16 protein-coding genes are annotated in these 15,744 nt (G+C 71.2%); 7 read left to right on the forward strand and 9 right to left on the reverse strand.

What is annotated here, in order from left to right; all coding sequences use genetic code 11:
- Positions 1-91: 91 nt before the first annotated feature.
- The 6 genes from ACZ45E_RS35005 to ACZ45E_RS35030 all read right to left on the reverse strand — a co-directional run bounded on the left by ACZ45E_RS35005 (position 92) and on the right by ACZ45E_RS35030 (position 7,406).
- Entirely contained in the window at positions 92-1,216 is a 1,125-nt protein-coding gene (locus ACZ45E_RS35005) for a fatty acid desaturase family protein (protein WP_468229047.1), read from the reverse strand.
- Positions 1,217-1,377: 161 nt separating this feature from the next.
- The gene (locus ACZ45E_RS35010; RefSeq protein WP_468229264.1) at positions 1,378-2,445 is read right to left on the reverse strand and encodes a ferredoxin reductase; all 1,068 of its coding nucleotides are present in this window, start codon (positions 2,443-2,445) and stop codon (positions 1,378-1,380) included.
- Between the two features lie 422 nt (positions 2,446-2,867).
- Positions 2,868-3,485 carry a hypothetical protein gene (locus tag ACZ45E_RS35015; RefSeq protein ID WP_468229050.1) on the reverse strand — a complete coding sequence of 206 codons (618 nt, stop codon included), beginning with the start codon at positions 3,483-3,485 and terminating at the stop codon, positions 2,868-2,870.
- Between the two features lie 179 nt (positions 3,486-3,664).
- Positions 3,665-5,812 carry an acetate--CoA ligase family protein gene (locus ACZ45E_RS35020; protein ID WP_468229053.1) on the reverse strand — a complete coding sequence of 716 codons (2,148 nt, stop codon included), beginning with the start codon at positions 5,810-5,812 and terminating at the stop codon, positions 3,665-3,667.
- Positions 5,809-6,237, reverse strand: a complete 429-nt coding sequence (locus ACZ45E_RS35025) for a Zn-ribbon domain-containing OB-fold protein (protein WP_468229056.1) — start codon at positions 6,235-6,237, stop codon at positions 5,809-5,811. The genes ACZ45E_RS35020 and ACZ45E_RS35025 overlap by 4 nt, the downstream gene beginning before the upstream one ends.
- On the reverse strand, positions 6,234-7,406 hold the full coding sequence (locus ACZ45E_RS35030; protein WP_468229059.1) for an acyl-CoA dehydrogenase family protein: 1,173 nt from the start codon (positions 7,404-7,406) through the stop codon (positions 6,234-6,236). Before ACZ45E_RS35030 ends, ACZ45E_RS35025 begins: the two co-directional genes overlap by 4 nt.
- 235 nt (positions 7,407-7,641) lie before the next feature.
- Here ACZ45E_RS35030 and ACZ45E_RS35035 point away from each other — a divergent pair, with 235 nt between their 5' ends.
- The 4 genes from ACZ45E_RS35035 (at position 7,642) to ACZ45E_RS35050 (ending at position 10,523) form a co-directional block, all read left to right on the forward strand.
- The gene (locus ACZ45E_RS35035; RefSeq protein ID WP_468229062.1) at positions 7,642-8,268 is read left to right on the forward strand and encodes a TetR/AcrR family transcriptional regulator; all 627 of its coding nucleotides are present in this window, start codon (positions 7,642-7,644) and stop codon (positions 8,266-8,268) included.
- 56 nt (positions 8,269-8,324) lie between these two features.
- On the forward strand, positions 8,325-9,113 hold the full coding sequence (locus ACZ45E_RS35040) for a thioesterase family protein (RefSeq protein ID WP_468229065.1): 789 nt from the start codon (positions 8,325-8,327) through the stop codon (positions 9,111-9,113).
- A 118-nt stretch (positions 9,114-9,231) separates the two neighbouring features.
- Positions 9,232-9,594, forward strand: coding sequence for an STAS domain-containing protein (locus ACZ45E_RS35045; RefSeq protein ID WP_468229067.1), 363 nt, complete (start codon positions 9,232-9,234; stop codon positions 9,592-9,594).
- Positions 9,591-10,523, forward strand: coding sequence for an anti-sigma factor RsbA family regulatory protein (locus ACZ45E_RS35050; RefSeq protein WP_468229070.1), 933 nt, complete (start codon positions 9,591-9,593; stop codon positions 10,521-10,523). The genes ACZ45E_RS35045 and ACZ45E_RS35050 overlap by 4 nt, the downstream gene beginning before the upstream one ends.
- Here ACZ45E_RS35050 and ACZ45E_RS35055 read toward each other — a convergent pair.
- Entirely contained in the window at positions 10,508-10,939 is a 432-nt protein-coding gene (locus tag ACZ45E_RS35055) for an STAS domain-containing protein (protein WP_468229074.1), read from the reverse strand. The genes ACZ45E_RS35050 and ACZ45E_RS35055 overlap by 16 nt on opposite strands.
- Positions 10,940-11,284: 345 nt before the next feature.
- On the opposite strand from ACZ45E_RS35055, the gene ACZ45E_RS35060 reads away from it, so the two are divergent.
- Entirely contained in the window at positions 11,285-11,518 is a 234-nt protein-coding gene (locus ACZ45E_RS35060) for a hypothetical protein (protein ID WP_468229076.1), read from the forward strand.
- A gap of 184 nt (positions 11,519-11,702) precedes the next feature.
- A complete protein-coding gene (locus ACZ45E_RS35065) occupies positions 11,703-12,017 on the forward strand; it encodes a hypothetical protein (protein WP_468229079.1) in 315 nt (104 codons plus the stop codon).
- An 81-nt stretch (positions 12,018-12,098) separates the two neighbouring features.
- On the opposite strand, the gene ACZ45E_RS35070 is transcribed toward ACZ45E_RS35065, so the two are convergent.
- Positions 12,099-13,121, reverse strand: a complete 1,023-nt coding sequence (locus ACZ45E_RS35070) for a DNA-directed RNA polymerase subunit alpha (protein ID WP_468229081.1) — start codon at positions 13,119-13,121, stop codon at positions 12,099-12,101.
- A 391-nt stretch (positions 13,122-13,512) separates the two neighbouring features.
- Positions 13,513-13,965, reverse strand: a complete 453-nt coding sequence (locus tag ACZ45E_RS35075; RefSeq protein WP_468229083.1) for a MarR family winged helix-turn-helix transcriptional regulator — start codon at positions 13,963-13,965, stop codon at positions 13,513-13,515.
- A gap of 143 nt (positions 13,966-14,108) precedes the next feature.
- Between ACZ45E_RS35075 and ACZ45E_RS35080 the strand changes: the two genes are divergently transcribed.
- Positions 14,109-15,566 carry an MFS transporter gene (locus ACZ45E_RS35080; protein ID WP_468229085.1) on the forward strand — a complete coding sequence of 486 codons (1,458 nt, stop codon included), beginning with the start codon at positions 14,109-14,111 and terminating at the stop codon, positions 15,564-15,566.
- Positions 15,567-15,744: the final 178 nt, after the last annotated feature.

The following is a 15,744-nucleotide window of genomic DNA, read 5'->3' on the forward strand; positions in this document are numbered from 1 at the left end:
CGTCGGTGAGTTCATGTCGTCGCACCATACGAAGCCACTTCCCACCCGACCAAAAGATCCACCCAGCACACCAAGAGCCATCAGAAACGGCCTAGGGCAGGGCGTGGCGAAGTACGCGGCGCCACATCGAGCCGTACTGGCGCCGCAGTGGCCCCGTGACGTAGGGGAGGCCATACCGGTCGCATATCTCCCGTACACGCGGGGCGAGTTGGGCGTAGCGGTTGCTGGGCAGGTCGGGGAAGAGGTGGTGCTCGATCTGGTGGCTCAGGTTGCCGGAGAGGAGGTGCAGCAGGGGGCTCCCCTCGATGTTCGCCGAGCCCTGGATCTGCCGCAGGTACCAGTCGCCGCGGTTCTCGCCGTCGAGCCGGTCCTCGGTGAAGGTCTGCACGTCGCTGGGGAAGTGGCCGCAGAAGATGATGGTGTGGGCCCAGATGTTGCGGGCGCCGTTGGCGGTGAGGTTGCCGACGAGGCAGGGCAGCGCGGACGGGCCGGCCAGGAGCGGGAAGAGGACGTAGTCCTTGGCCGCCTGATGAACGGCCTTGCGGGCGAGGTCGGTCGCGTCACGCAGGAAGGCACCGACACTCTTGCGGCCGGCCGTCACCGCGTCGGCCTCCAGGTCGTACAGGGCGATGCCCCACTCGAAGACGGGCGCGAGCAGGGCGGTGTACAGCGGCTGGAACAGATGGACCGGCCGCCACGGCTGGTCGGGGCTCATCCGCAGGACGGTGTACCCGAGGTCGCGGTCGCGGCCGACGACGTTGGTGTACGTGTGGTGGAGGTGGTTGTGGGTGTGTTTCCACGCGTCGGCCGGGGTGAGGAAGTCCCACTCCCAGGTCGTCGAGTGGATCGCGGGATCGCCGAGCCAGTCCCACTGGCCGTGCAGGACGTTGTGGCCGAGTTCCATGTTCTCCAGGATCTTGGCGACCGCGAGGAGGCTGGTGCCCGCCACCCAGGCCGGCGGGAACAGGGAGACGGCGAGTGCGAGCCTGCCGCTCACCTCACAGCCGCGCTGGACCGCGATCACCGTACGGATGTAGTGGGCGTCGTCCGGTCCGCGGGCGGCGATGATCTCCGCCCGGAGCCGGTCGAGCTCCCGGCCGAGCTCCTCCGCGCGGTCGGTGCCGGGCTCCACCGCGGGAGGCGGGTCGCCGGGCCCGGGGTCGGCCAGGGGCGGGTGTGCGGGCAGGTCCGTGGGCACGTCCATGGTGACGTTCATGAAGGTGAGGCCTCCTTGGAGAGCTCTGATGTCCGGGGCTGCTGTCCGTCCGAGAATGCACAGGCCAAGAATTCACAGGCCGATGGTGCGCGAGCCGTTGGGCGCGGGCCGATGGTGCGCGGGTCGATGGTGCGCAGGTTCATGGTTCACGTGTCGATGGTTCACAGGTCGAGGACGAGCGGACCCGCCGCGGCGTTGACGCAGGTCTGGATCGACTCGCCCGGCCCGCCGTGCTCCTCACCGGTCCGCAGATCGCGCACGCGACCGTCGAGAAGCGGGACGAGACAGCCGAAACAAATACCGCGCCGGCACCCGTGAGGCATCGCCACGCCCGCCTCCTCACCGACCGCGAGGAGGGGCGTGGCGCCCGTCGCGGCCGCCTCCGTGCCGCTGCGCGCGAACCGCACCCGGCCGCCGGCGGCAGCGGCGCCGGTCGACCGCACCGGCGCCAGGTGGAAGCGCTCAAGGCGCAGTCGCTCGCGTACGCCTGCGGCGGCCCACTGCCGCTCGGCCGCGTCGAGCAGGCCCGCCGGTCCGCACACCCAGGCATCCCGGCGGTGCCAGTCGGGGCAGAGCGCGGCGATCCGGTCCGCGGTGAGCCTGCCGTCCGTACGCGTATGGGTCACGCGGACGCTCAACCAGGACAACTTACGGCTCAGCGAAGCGAGTTCGGCACGGAAGAGGCACTCGTCCGGTGACGGCGCGCTGTGCAGAAGAAGCGTGTCCGGAACGGGTCCTTGGTGCCGGGCGAGGGTCCGCAGCATCCCCATGACAGGTGTGATGCCGCTGCCGGCCGTCACGAACAGCATGCGGTGGCGCAGCGGTCGCGGAAGCACGAAGGCGCCCTGCGCCGGACCGAGACGGAGCACCGTGCCGGGTGTGATCCGGTGCGCCAGATGCGAGGAGACCGTCCCGTCGGGGCGGGCCTTCACGGTGACGGTGACCTCGGCGGGCCTGTCGGTGGCCGGTGAGGTGATCGAGTACGTGCGCCAGTGCCGTACGCCGTCGATCTCGATGCCGAGCGGAAGGTACTGCCCTGCCCGGTGGCCGTGCCAGCCCCGGCCCGGCCGGACGGTCAGGGTGACCGCGCCGGGGCCCTCCGGTCGTACCGCGCCGACCCGGCCCGCGGGATGCCGTGCCGACCACAGCGGGTCGAGCAGGCCGAGGTAGTCGTCCGGCGAGAGCGGGCTGGTCAGCCAGGAGAGGGCGGACAAAGCGGCCCGGCTCACCGGCCACCCACCCGCCCGGCTCGTGCGGGACGGCGACAGCGGCCCCGACGGCCACTGGGGATACCTGGACATGCGGGCGCCTTCCCTGTCCTGATCACCTGTTGGGACGGTCGCGAACTGCCTGCGGACGCAAGGGGGTTGGCCGGATGCGCGCATACCGGGACGTCCACATCACTGCGACGCGGACCCCCACATCCACACCCGCAGCCGTACACGCACCCACGTCCGCGCCCGCCGCCGTCGCCGGGCCGCTTGCGCCGAGGGAAGCACATCGCGGGCCGGAGCACCTCGCCGTACGGCCTGCTTTGCGCCATTCGTCGCGCGTCCCCTGTCAGGCCGGACGCGCCGGCCTCCAGCGTGCCGCCGTCCTTCACACAGCCGAGGATGGCCCGATGGCGACGCCTCGGTGGGGCAGCGGCGAGTCACCAGACGCAGTCGATGTCGGTCCATCCTCCGCGCAGCACCGGGTCGGTGGGCGTGCCGCTGACGCGCAGAAGCCCACCGTCCGCCCGCCAATCCAACGCGTAGTGCCCATCGGCGACGGGCCGGTAGCCGTCGTCGACCGTCCAGGCTCCCGCCTCGCCCCAGGACAGGCCGGTGCGCCCGACCGCGTACGCCTCACCACTGCCGCTCACGAGGAAGGACGTCTCTCGGACCACAGCCGTGCAACCGCCGGGCCCGGCCGGACGCAGCACGTAGTACTGCGCCGACGAGACCAGGTCGTCCACCGCTCCCCAGCCGGTGCCGGAGACCGCCGCGACGGTCAGCAGAAGGCCGACCAGCCGTGTCCCCTTCGCTCTTTTCCGGGGCAGCTCCGAGGGGCCGGTCGGGGGCTTCGCCCGGTCGAGGGCCCGCCGGAACACGAGTGCCGCCACCAGAAGGGCCGCGCTCACCACCCAGCCCGGGACGACCCGCTCCCGTACGACCATCAAGGGGTCGCTCCAGCTCGCGACGGCGGCCAGGCCCAGACTTCCGACACCTGCCGCGGTGAAGACATCGGGCGTCGACCGCGCGGCAAAGCGCGTACGTGTTCCGATCATGGCGGTTACGACTCCTCGCGCGCCCCGACGGTTGCGGCCGACGGCGTCGATCACGCGGTGACGACCTCGCGCTTCTCGCGCAGGATGTCCACGTCGGACGCGGACGGCAGTTGCGCGTCGTCCGGCAGCCCGACGGTCGAGCCGCCGAAGTAGGCACCCCGAACGTCAGGACAGCCCTCTCAGGCCCAGGTGACCAGCGCGTCCAGCGCCTCCACCCGGGCACCGGAGACCAGAAGGGGATTGACTTCGAGGGACTCCAGGCGCGGGCCGAGCGCGCGGGCGAGTTCGCCGATGCGCACCACCGCGTCGGCCACCGGGCCGAGGTCGGCGGGTTCGGTGCCGCGTGCGCCGTCGAGGAGCCGCGCTCCGCGTAGTTCGCCGAGGGCACTCCGGACGTCCGCCGGGGTGACGGGCAGCAGGCGCAGGGCCGAGTCCGCGAGGATCTCGACCCAGACGCCGCCGAGTCCGACCGCGAGGGTGAGGCCCCAGGCCGGGTCGCGGACGACGCCGACGAGGAGTTCCACGCCGCCTGTGCGCTGTGGCTGTACGAGCACGGAGGGGCTGGAAGGGCCGGCCGGGTCGGTCGCGTAGCCGTGCCGGCGCAGGGCGTCGCGGATCTCCTTGAAGGCGCCGCGGACGGCGTCGGGTCCGGCGAGGCCCAGCCGGACGCCGCCGATGTCGCTCTTGTGCCGCAAGCCTTCGGCCGCCGCCTTCAGGACGACGGGGTAGCCCAGCCGCTCGGCGGCGGCGACCGCGTCGTGCTCGTCCGCGGTGAGGGCGGAAGGGACCACGGGCACGCCGTGGTCGGCGAGGAGCCGCGCGGCCCGGTGTTCCGCCCATGCCTCGCCGGGCTGTCCGGGGAGCACATCGACGGAGCCGGGGTCGGGCGGGTCGGCGCGGTCCACGCCGGGCAGCGAGCGGGACCAGCGGACGGCCGCGCCCAGCGCCTTCATGGCGTGGTCGATGCCGCCGGCGATGTACGGGAATCCGGTCTCCGCCTGCACCTGGCGCCCGGCCTCGGTGACGTCCGTGAGGACGTTGCCACTGACCACGACGGGTTTGCCCGCCCGGTGGACGGCGTCGGCGAGGGCGCCGAAGTACGCGCGGGCCGCCTCGGGGTCGGCCGGTTCGGTGCGCGGCAGGTCGACGAGGGCGAGCACCACGTCGATCCCGGGGTCGGCGGCGACGGTGTCGAGCGCGCGGGCGAGCAGGGTGCGGTCCACCAGTACGTAACCGGTCACGTCGAGCGGATTCTGCACGGTGGCGAAATCGGGCACGCTCTCCTTGAGCCGGGCCGTGGTGGCGGCCGCGAACGGCGGTATCTCCAGGCCCTCCTGCTCGGCGCGGTCGGCGATGAGCTCGCAGGCCCCGCCGGAGGGAGTGACCACGCCGATCCGTCCGCCGGGCAGCGGTCCGGTGCGGGCGAGCAGTCCGGCGGTGAGGATCAGCTCCTCCAGCGAGTGGACACGGACGACGCCGAGCTGCCGGAAGGCGGCGTCGACGACGCGGTCGTCACCGACGAGCGCGCCGGTGTGGGCCTGGGCCGTGCGGGAGGCGAGGCGGCTGGCGCCGATCTTCAGCGCGACGACCGGTTTCCCCGCACGCGCCGCGCGGCGGGCGACCCGGGCGAACTCCCGCGGGTGGCGCACCGTTTCGAGAAAGAGGGCGATGACTTTGGTCGCCGGGTCGTCGATCAAATAGTCGACGACATCGGTGACACCGAGCGACATCTCGTTGCCCATGGAGGTGAGCATGCTGAGGCCGATGTTGCGGGCGTGCATGAAGGTGAGCACGGCGCTGGCCAGCGCCCCGCTCTGCAGCACCACGCCGACCGGGCCGGCCGGTGGCGGCTGGGTGATGGCGAGGCCGTACGGGGTGACACCGGCGGCGGCGTTGACGTACCCGTTGCCGTTCGGACCCAGGACGTTGAGGTCCCGTTCCCGGACGAAGGCGTGCAGGGCTTCCTCGCGGGCGCGCCCCTGCGCGCCGGTCTCGCCGAACCCGGCGGTGAGCACGACGTAGTTGCGGATCCCGAGCTCGGCCCCCTCGCGCAGTACGTCGAGGACGACACCGGTCGGCACCATGACGAAGGCCAGGTCGACCGGTCGGCCGATGTCGGTGAGGCTCTTGTGCGCCGGGCGCCCGTGCACGTGGGACGAGCGCGGGTTGACGAGGTGGACAGGGCCGGTGAAGCCCTGGGTGAGCAGGTTCTGGTACGTGCTCAGGGACCAGCCGGACTTGTCGGTGGCGCCGACGAGCGCGATGGACGTCGGTGCGAACAGCCCTCGCAGCGAGCCGGCGGTGCCTGTCTTCTCGGGGTCGCTCACGCGTCCACCTCCTCGCGGAGACAGGGGAGTTCGGGGTCCCCGGGCCCGTCGTCGAGCCGTGGCACGTGCGGCCGGAAGCGGTCGCCGATCGACACCGGTGTCCCGCCGACGATCCTGGACATCATGCGGGCTCCCTCGTCGAGATCGGTCAGGGTGATGGTGAAGGGGACCTGCTCCCCGAAGGCCCCGAAGGCGCGGTGGACGACCTTCTGCGGGTGGACCGTCCCGGTGCCGCTCGCGGTGGACTGCCCCAGCCCGTCCGAGAAGCAGTGCGGGCCGACGGCCCGCGCGGCGAAGACGGCCCGTGCGCAGTCGCGGCAGTGCCGGCGGCGCAGCCGGCCCCGGGCGACGCCGTCCCGGGACGGCCGGGATTCCCTGTCCGTCCCGGTGACCCCGACGACGCCCGCCCGGCGCCGCGGGGTCACTCGCCGATCCCGCCGAGCCGCGCGTGGCCCTTGAGGAGGTTGCGGGCGATCGTACGCTTCTGGATCTCGTCGGTGCCCTCGAAGATCCGCAACAGCCGCAGCTCGCGGTACCAGCGCTCGATCGGCAGCTCCTTGGTGTAGCCCATGCCGCCGTGGATCTGCAGGACGCGGTCGACGACCTGGTTGGCCATCACGGCGCCGTTGAGTTTGGCGATGGAGGAGGCGTGCCGGGCGTCGAGCCCCTGCTGCACCCGCCAGGCCGCGTACAGGGTGAGCCACTTCGCCGACTCGATCTCCACCTGGGAGTCGGCTATGTGCCACTGGATCGCCTGGTAGTCGGCGATGGGCCGGCCCATGGAGTGCCGTGTCCTGGCGTAGTCGACGCCCATCTGCAGCATCCGCTCGGCGGAGCCGATCGCGCGGGCCGGGATGAGATAGCGGCCCTGGCCGATCCACCGCATGGCGAGCTCGAACCCGTTGCCGACCTCGCCGAGGACATTGCGGCCCGGGACGCGCACCTCGTCGAAGACGAGCGAGGCCGGGCCCCACTCGCCCATGGTCGCGATCGGTTCGGACTTCCAGCCCATGTCACGGTCGACGAGGAAGCAGGTGACGCCTCCGTCGGCACCTTTCTCCGGGTCGGTGACGGCGAACACCATCACGAAGTCCGCCTCGTTGCCGCCCGTGATGAAAGTCTTCTCACCGCTGATCAGCCAGTCGTCGCCGTCGCACACGGCGCGGCTGCGGATGTTGCGGGCGTCGGAGCCGGCCCCGGGCTCGGTGATGGCGAAACAGGAACGCCGCTCGCCCTCGATGGTCGGCAGGAGATACCGCTGCTTCTGCTCGTCGTCGCAGGCGTAGAGGATGTTGTCGGCACTGCCGCCGAAACTGAAGGGGACGAAGGTCCGGCCGGTCTCCATCGCGATGATCGCCGACATCACCGCGCCGAGGTTCATCCCCCCGTACTCCTCCGGCGTGTTGACGCCCCAGAAGCCGGACGCGCGTGCCTTGGCGCGGAGTTCGGTGATGACCTCCAGCGAGATGCCCGGGGCCCCCGCCCGCTCGTTGCGCAGGACCTCCTGCTCCAGCGGCATCACCTCCTTGGTGACGAAGGCCCGGACGGTGTCCCGGATCTGGCGTTCCTCGGTGGACAGTGAGAAGTCGACCACGGCGGTGTCCCCTTCCACAGGCTCCGCAAGCGGGCCCGGCGAGCGCGCCGGACGGCCGCGAATTCCTAGAACGGGAATCCAGGAATGTGTTCAACGTGCCTGCCGCGAAGCAGTCGGTCAAGAGGTCGGAAGAGTTTCAACCGTGCTTCTGGTGCATCGAGTTGGAGGATTCTAAAATGCGGTTCGGTATGGGGTGCGGTGTCGGGGACGGCCCGGCGGCAGAGGGGCGGCTCGGATGACACGCAAGGCGGGGCGGACCGCGCCCAAGGGCGGCGCCTGGCAGTGGAACCGTTCGGAGCAGACCCGGCGAGCCCTGCTCGACGCCGCCCGCGAGATCTTCTGCGAACAGGGTTTCACCGACTCCGCCATCGTCGCGGTGGTGCGCCGCGCCGGGTCCAGCGTCGGCAGCCTCTACCACCACTTCGGCGGGAAGACGGAGCTGTTCGTGGCCCTCTGGGAGGACTACGAGGACGTCCGCGAGCGCGACGCCTCCGAAGCTGTGGCCCGGGCCAGGGAAGCCGGCGAGAGCGACCCGCTGGAGCTCTTCCTCGTCGGCACCCGGAGCTTCCTCGACGGCTGCTGGCGCAGGCGGGACCTGGTCCGGCTCTGGATGGACGGCGACGGGCCACCCGGCTTCGAGCTGATGCGCCGCGCGCGCGGACGCGAGTGGATCCGCCGCAACGCCGTGCTGCTCGGAGCCGGCAGCGAACCCGTGGACCGGCTCGTCGTCGGCGTCCTCACCTCGGTCATCGGCGAGGCAGGCCGGGAGATCGGCACCTGTTCGCGCAAGCGGGACGCCGACGCGGTCTGCCGGGCCACCCTCGTCCTCATCCGCAGACTCGACCCGCTCAACCTCCCGTAGCAGTACGGAACATCGGCACGGCCCGGCAGGGGGCCGTACGGAAAGGGGGCCCACTCGTGGCCCAGACCGAGAACGCGGCGCCCTACTTCACCCTCGACGGCGACGCCTTCGTCCCAGGACCGCACGCGCGGGGCTGGTGGGCGCCCGGCACCGTGCACGGCAGACTCCTGGGCGGCCTCGCCGCGCGGGCCCTGGAGCGCGAGCACGCCGCCGAGGGGATGCACTTCGCCAGGCTCACCGTCGATCTCTTCCGCAGCGCGCCCTTCGCCCCCGTCCGGGTCCGGACCGACCGGGTCCGCGACGGTCGCCGCATCCGAGTCGCCGACGCCGTCGTGCACAGCGACGGCGTGCCGCTCGCGCGCGTCAGCGCGGTACTGCTGCGTACCGGCACCCCACCGCCCGGACACGTCCCGGCCACCGGCCCCTGGGACGCGCCGCCGCCCGACGCACTCCCCGCGCCCCACACGTCGCACACCTTCTGGCGGTTCGACGAGGAGCTGCGGCCGGTCCGGGAGTGGCGGGGCGACGGGCGCCGCCGCGCCTGGCTGCGCGAGACCCGGCCGCTGGTCGCCGGGGAGTCCGTCTCCCCTCTCGTGCGCGTCACCCTCGCCGCCGACACCGCCAGCCCCATGGCCCACGCGAGCGACGAGGGCCTGCACTACATCAACGCCGACTACACCCTGAGCCTGAGCCGGCTCCCGCTCAGCGACGAGATCGGCCTGGAGGCCGGCGCGCACACGGCCGAGGACGGCATCGCCGTCGGCCACTGCACCCTGTACGACGCGGCGGGCCCCATCGGCTACTGCGCCACCACCGCGATCGCCAACACCGCACCGGGCCGGTGACCGCCCACGGCGACCCTGCTGCGCCCCGGGGCCCCGCCCGCGACGAGTCGGTATCCTGAGAGCGGTGTTCAGGCTCCGGGATACAGTCCAGGACATCTCAGAGGAGTGGGGGAGCGAAGTGACCGAGCCGCGGGCGAGCTATTCGCCGGAAGGCGGAAGCGCGATCCGTGTGGCCGAGTTGAGGTTCTCTCCCTTGACGGGCCGCGCCGGACTGAAAGTGGCCGGGGAGATCTGTCTGCCCACGCACGACACGTGGGAGAGAGCCCTGGAGCGCGTGGTCCAGCATGGCGAGGATGCGTATCACCTCGAGCTTTCGGCGGTGACCTTCGTCGACATCGCCGGGGTCACGGCTCTGGCGGTCACCGCGCAGAACCTCGACCGCGGCCGACGCGTCGTGCTCGACCGCCCGCCGGCCAGTATGAGCCGCCTGCTGGAACTGTTCTGGCCCGATTTGCCCGCCATCGAGGTGTCCGCCGCATGAGCACCGTGTCCGCAACCGAACCCTTCGACCATCCGGCCCTGTTCTACCGGGACGAGCAGGAGTACCTGGCCGGCACCGTACCGTTCGTCCGCGAGGGTCTCGCCGCCGGCGACCCGGTGGCCGTCGCGGTGCCCGGTCCGGGCCTCGCCCTCATCCGCGCCGAACTGGGCGAGCAGGCCCAGGACGTCCGGCTGCTCGACATGACGCGAGCCGGCCGCAACCCGGGACGGATCATCCCCCGGGTGCTGCGCGCCTTCGCCGACAGCCACCCCGGGCGGCGCCCGCGCATCATCGGCGAGCCGATCTGGGCCGGTCGCTCCGAGACCGAGTACCCCGCGTGCGCGCAGCACGAGGCGCTGATCAACCTGGCCTTCCAGGGCCGTGACGTGACGATTCTCTGCCCGTACGACACGACGCGGCTGGCGGAGTCGGTGCTCGCCGACGCCTGGGCCACCCACCCCACGGTCATCCGTTCCGGCACGCGGACCGTCAGCGCGGAGTACGCCCCTCAGGTGCTGGTCGACCGCTACAACCAGCCGCTGAGCGCGCCGCGCGGCGTGGCGGCGACGGCCTACGCGAGGGCCACCCTGACCGCGGTCCGTCAGTACGCGACCCGCCAGGCGGCCGACCTCGGCCTGCCCGGCTCACGCCTGGACGACTTCGAGCTGGCCGTCGCCGAGCTGACGACGAACAGCGTGGTGCACGGCGGGGGAGAGGGCTCGCTGCGGATCTGGGCCCAGAACCAGCACATCATCTGTGAGGTCCACGACGCCGGACTCCTCGACGACCCGCTCGCCGGCCGCCGGCTCCCGGCCGGGGACCAGCGCGGCGGGCGCGGTCTCCTGCTGGTGAACGTGGTGGCCGACCTCGTCCGAGTCCACTCGACGCCGGAGCACGGCACGACCACGCACATCTACTTCCACTCCTGACCGTCACCGGGCCGCTCCCGGGCGGTCAGGTCGTGCAGGGGCAGCTGATCCCGCAGCACGCTGTGCGACAGGGCCTCGTGCACGCAGCGGCTGGGGTTGGCGAGGGTGAGGCTGCCGCCGGCGAGGTGGACGGCCTGGCGGATGCCCAGGAGCGTGTAGAAACTGGCGTTGTCGCAGCGGGTCACCGCGGACAGATCCATGATCAGATGCCGGCTGCCCTCGGCCAGGACCTGCGAGGTGAGTTCGCACAGCGCGGGAATGCTGCCGGTGTCGAGCTCGCCCTCGAAGTCCAGGGTCATGAAGTAGTGGGCCGTGATGGGGGTGCGCTTCAGCGCCATCCGGACGTTGTGGCCCTGCCCCTCGGCCGGTCCGCCGCTCACCGCGCCTCGCACTCGCTCGGCGACGCGCGCGGCCACCAGGGGCTCCATGGGAAGCGGCGGGGCCCAGCGCCGGCCGGACGCCGGCCCCGCGCGGCTGTCGGCGTCGGCCGGCGGCGCGCCCGCGCCCGATTCGGCCCGCCGCGCAGCACCACGTACAGCTCGACCTCCCACACCGGCACCCGCATCCCATCCTCCCCACGGGAGAAACCCATCCATTGTCCCACCATGAAGCCCTCACCGCCTTCGAAACCGGGATACATCGCATAGATCGCCCGCTTCGGTTCCCGCGGGCCCCCGGGGTGGCGGGGGCTCTGCAACTTTTTTGCGCGGCAGGCGCCGCGCCCGCTGCGCCGCGCCGCGGGGGCTGCTTAAGATCCGTTCGTGGAGCTACCTGACGACTTGATCGAAATGCAGCGCGCGGCCGACGTCGAGGGCAAGAAGCTGGAGCGCCTGGACGACGCCGAGCGGGAGACACAGCGCCTCGTGTGGTTCGGTGCCGCCGAGGAGGTCAGAACCGCGGTCGCCGACTACGCGCACGAGCACGAGCTGAACCAGCACGAGGTCGCGCAGAACCTCAGGCAGACCGTGCGCCACCCCCCACGCCCTCAGGAGTAGACCGCTCATGGCACGGGCGGGGCGACGACCAGCGCGTTGCCCCGCCAACTGACTCCGAATTCACGGGTGTTCGACGCCGAGAAGGCCGCTGAGGCGCTTCGCCGAGCGGATCGCGGAGGCCCTCAGGAACCGAGGGGCCCCGAGCCGATGTGCGGGCGGAGGGTGTTCGGCGCAGACTCGTCCTGTGCAGAGGAAGAGCGGCGGCGAGCCGAGCGACGAAGGCCGCTACATCGTCATTAACGGCCGCAGATGGCGGGCCACCGATCCGTCGGTGCCCGAGGAGGTCGCGGCGGAGCTCCGGCGGCAGCTCATGGCGGCCCGCCGGGCCGTGCGTGACGCTCTGCGTCAGGAGGACGCCGAAGCCGAGAGCCGGGCGCGGGCCCGGGTCCAGCTGGCGAAGACCGCACTCGGCGAACGAGGCACCGCCTGGTGGGAGCAGTCGGAGGCGGAGCGCGAGGAGCGGTGGGAGCAGGGGTTGGAACAGCTGCGCGAGGAATGACCCCGCGCCTCGGCCGGAGCGCCGGGGCGAGCGACAGGACGTCGCCCACCCCGGCCGCCTACCGAGCGGACAGCACCAGGATCAGTACTGCTCGGTCTCGATGAAACCGGTGTCCGCGTCGTCCGCGGAGGCGAACGTGTCGGCAGCGGTGGTCGGGTCGAACCCGGGAGGGCTGTCCCTGAGCGCGAGGCCCATACCGGCGAGCTTGGCCTTGATCTCGTCGATCGACTTCGCACCGAAGTTGCGGATGTCGAGCAGGTCCGCCTCGGAGCGTGCGACGAGCTCACCCACGGTGTGGATGCCCTCGCGCTTCAAGCAGTTGTACGAACGGACGGTGAGGTCGAGGTCCTCGATCGGCAGCACCATGTCCGCGGCCAGGGCGGCGTCCGTGGGGGACGGGCCCATGTCGATGCCTTCGGCGTCGATGTTCAGCTCGCGGGCGAGACCGAACAGCTCGACCAGCGTCTTGCCGGCCGACGCCATGGTGTCGCGGGGACGCATGGCCTGCTTGGTCTCGACGTCGACGATCAGCTTGTCGAAGTCGGTGCGCTGCTCGACACGCGTGGCCTCGACCTTGTACGTGACCTTGAGAACCGGCGAGTAGATCGAGTCGACCGGGATGCGCCCGATCTCCTGACCGACCTGCTTGTTCTGCACGGCGGAGACGTAGCCGCGACCGCGCTCGACGGTCAGCTCCATCTCCAGCTTGCCCTTGCCGTTGAGCGTGGCGAGGACGAGGTCGGGGTTGTGCACCTCGACACCGGCCGGGGGCGCGATGTCGGCGGCGGTGACCAGACCCGGGCCCTGCTTGCGCAGGTACATCACCACGGGCTCGTCGTGCTCCGAGGAGACGACGAGCTGCTTGATGTTGAGGATCAGGTCGGTGACGTCTTCCTTGACGCCCGGCACGGTGGTGAACTCGTGCAGGACACCGTCGATACGGATGGACGTGACCGCCGCACCCGGGATCGAGGAGAGCAGAGTCCGGCGCAGGGAGTTGCCAAGGGTGTAACCGAAGCCCGGCTCCAACGGCTCGATCACGAACCGGGAGCGGAATTCGTCGACGACCTCTTCGGTCAGCGAGGGTCGCTGGGCGATCAGCATGAAGTGTTGCCTCCAGTATTCGGCGCCCGCCATTTGGCGCCCTAGACACTGTGAAGCGTAACGGGCGAAAGAGGTCCGCAAGCGCCGACCTGCCCCGCGCCACGCCCTTTGCCTCCTCGCGGCCGGCCAGGCGTGCGGCCCCACCGTCACCACTCCCACGGTCAACTCCGCTTCCCCGTGGGCGACTTCGCCGACTCGTCGGGCCTGGCGCCGCAGCTCCGCCGACTGTCCCGACGTGAGTTTTTCCATTGGGTCGACAGTGATCACGATGCGTTCACCCGGTCAGTGCGGCGCTCTGCTCCATGGGGGGCACGCCCGGATTCGTGTACGGCACCTGCCGTCCCCGGTCCGCCCCGGAGGCGAGCGCCCCACGGTGCGTGCGCGTACGTGCTCAGGAACGGGGCCAGGGCTGGCCGCTGAGCCGCTCGATGCTCGTGTTGAACCGCTGCACGTAGTGGGCGAAGGTCTCCACGTCCTCGGCCGACCAGTCCTCGAAGACCTTGTCGAGTTCGCTGATGTGCACCTCGCGCTCGACGTCGAGGCGCCGCCCGCCCTCCTCGGTCAGGCGGAACTTGCGCGCCATGCCGCCCTCGGGGTCGGGGATCCGCTCGAGGAGCCCCGCTTTGACCGCGCCCGCCGTCTGCCGGTTGAGGGTGGAGGCGTCGAGCTGGAACGCCTCGCTGAGCTGGCCGATCGACATCGGCCCCTGCACCCGGATCCGGCTGAGCATGATGTACGCGCTCCGCTCCAGGCGGTCCTGCTGCCGGCGGCGCCTGTCGTTGCCGAACTGATGGCGGCCGAGAACCATGTGCTCGAACTCGACCAGGTGCGATGGCTTGTCCATGTACGTGCGTCCTCCCGGACCGACGTTATCGCAAGCCATTGCGGCTCCCCTTCATGTATGTGGCACGTACACGTAATATGCATGATGCATGCCATGTGTACTATGCACATCGTTTCCTACGTGGAGAGATTGAGGAGTCCGTCATGGATGCCCCCGAGTCGAGCAGCCGGGCGGGCGCGGTCATCGCCACCCTCGCGCTCGCCGGCACCGTCGCCGCGATCATGCAGACACTGGTGACGCCGCTGATCGCCGAACTGCCGCAGATCCTGCACACGTCGTCGTCGAACGCGGCGTGGGTGGTGACCGTCACCCTGCTGGTCGCGGGCGTGTGCGTCCCCGTCTCGGGTCGCCTCGGTGACCTCGTGGGCAAGCGCCGCATGATGCTCGTCTGTGTAGTGCCGCTGATGGCCGGATCGGTGGTGTGCGCGCTCTCCTCGTCGCTCGTGCCGATGATCGTCGGACGCGGCCTGCAAGGCATGGGCATGGGCATGGTGCCGCTCGGCATCGCGCTGCTGCGGGACGTCGTGCCCGCGGAGAAGCTCAGCGGCTCCATCGCCCTCGTCAGCGCCTCCATGGGCATCGGAGGCGCGATCGGCCTGCCGATAGCCGCCGCCGTCGCGCAGTACGCGAACTGGAGGGTGCTGTTCTGGGGGTCCGCCGTCCTCGCCCTGCTCGTCGGCCTGATGATCTTCATCATCGTGCCGGACGCTCCGGCGGCCGCCAAGGGGCAGCGCTTCGACGCGCCCGGCGCGGTCGGGCTCGCCATCGGTCTCGTCTCGCTGCTGCTCGCGATCTCCAAGGGCGCCGACTGGGGCTGGGCCTCGGGCACCACGCTCGGACTGTTCGCCGTCGCCGTCGTCGCGCTGCTGGTCTGGGGCGGCTACGAGCTGCGCACCCGTGACCCGCTGGTCGACCTACGGACCACCGCCCGTCCGCGCGTTCTGTTCACCAACATCTCCTCCATCCTCATCGGCGTCGGCATGTACTCCTTCATGCTGATCGCGCCGCAACTGCTCCAGTTCCCGGAGGCCACCGGCTACGGCCTGGGCCAGTCGATGCTGGCGGCCGGCCTGTGGATCGCGCCCGGCGGCGTCATGATGATGCTCATCTCCCCGCTGGGCGGGAAGCTGATCAACACGCGCGGCCCGAAGTCCGCCCTCATCTGCGGTGCCGTCGTGATCGCGCTCGGCTACGGCGTCGCCCTGCCGCTCATGGGCACCGCCTGGGGCGTCATGATCGCCGGCATCGTGATCAACAGCGGTGTCGCCCTTGCCTACGGCGCCATGCCTGCCCTGATCATGGGCTCCGTGCCCCTCTCCGAGACGGCCGCCGCCAACGGATTCAACGCGCTGATGCGTTCGCTGGGCACCACGATCGGCTCCGCCGTGATCGGTGTGGTCCTGGCCCAGATGACCACCAGCCTGGGCGGCGTCAGCTTCGCCTCCGAGGACGGATTCCGTACCGGTCTGATGATCGGCTGTGGCGTCGCCCTGCTGTCCGCCGCCGTCGCCGCGCTCATCCCGGCAGTGCGGGACGCCGCCGGTACCGTGCCCGTCGGCGAGCAGCCCGCCGACGCCGACGAGGCCGCGGCTCGCGCCTGACCCATCTGCGCCGTGCGGCGCGCACCGGCCACCCGTCCCGCAGAACAACGTAGGGGGGCCTTTTCCTGCGTGGACAGACGATCAGTGGGCACATGGGGCTGTCTGAAGGTGTTCACCTTTTCGTTCGGACGGTGATGCGCCTCCGTCCCAGGAGGCACATCATCGATCGTGGAGAGCG

It is taken from the genome of Streptomyces sp. NPDC030991 (assembly GCF_055571235.1).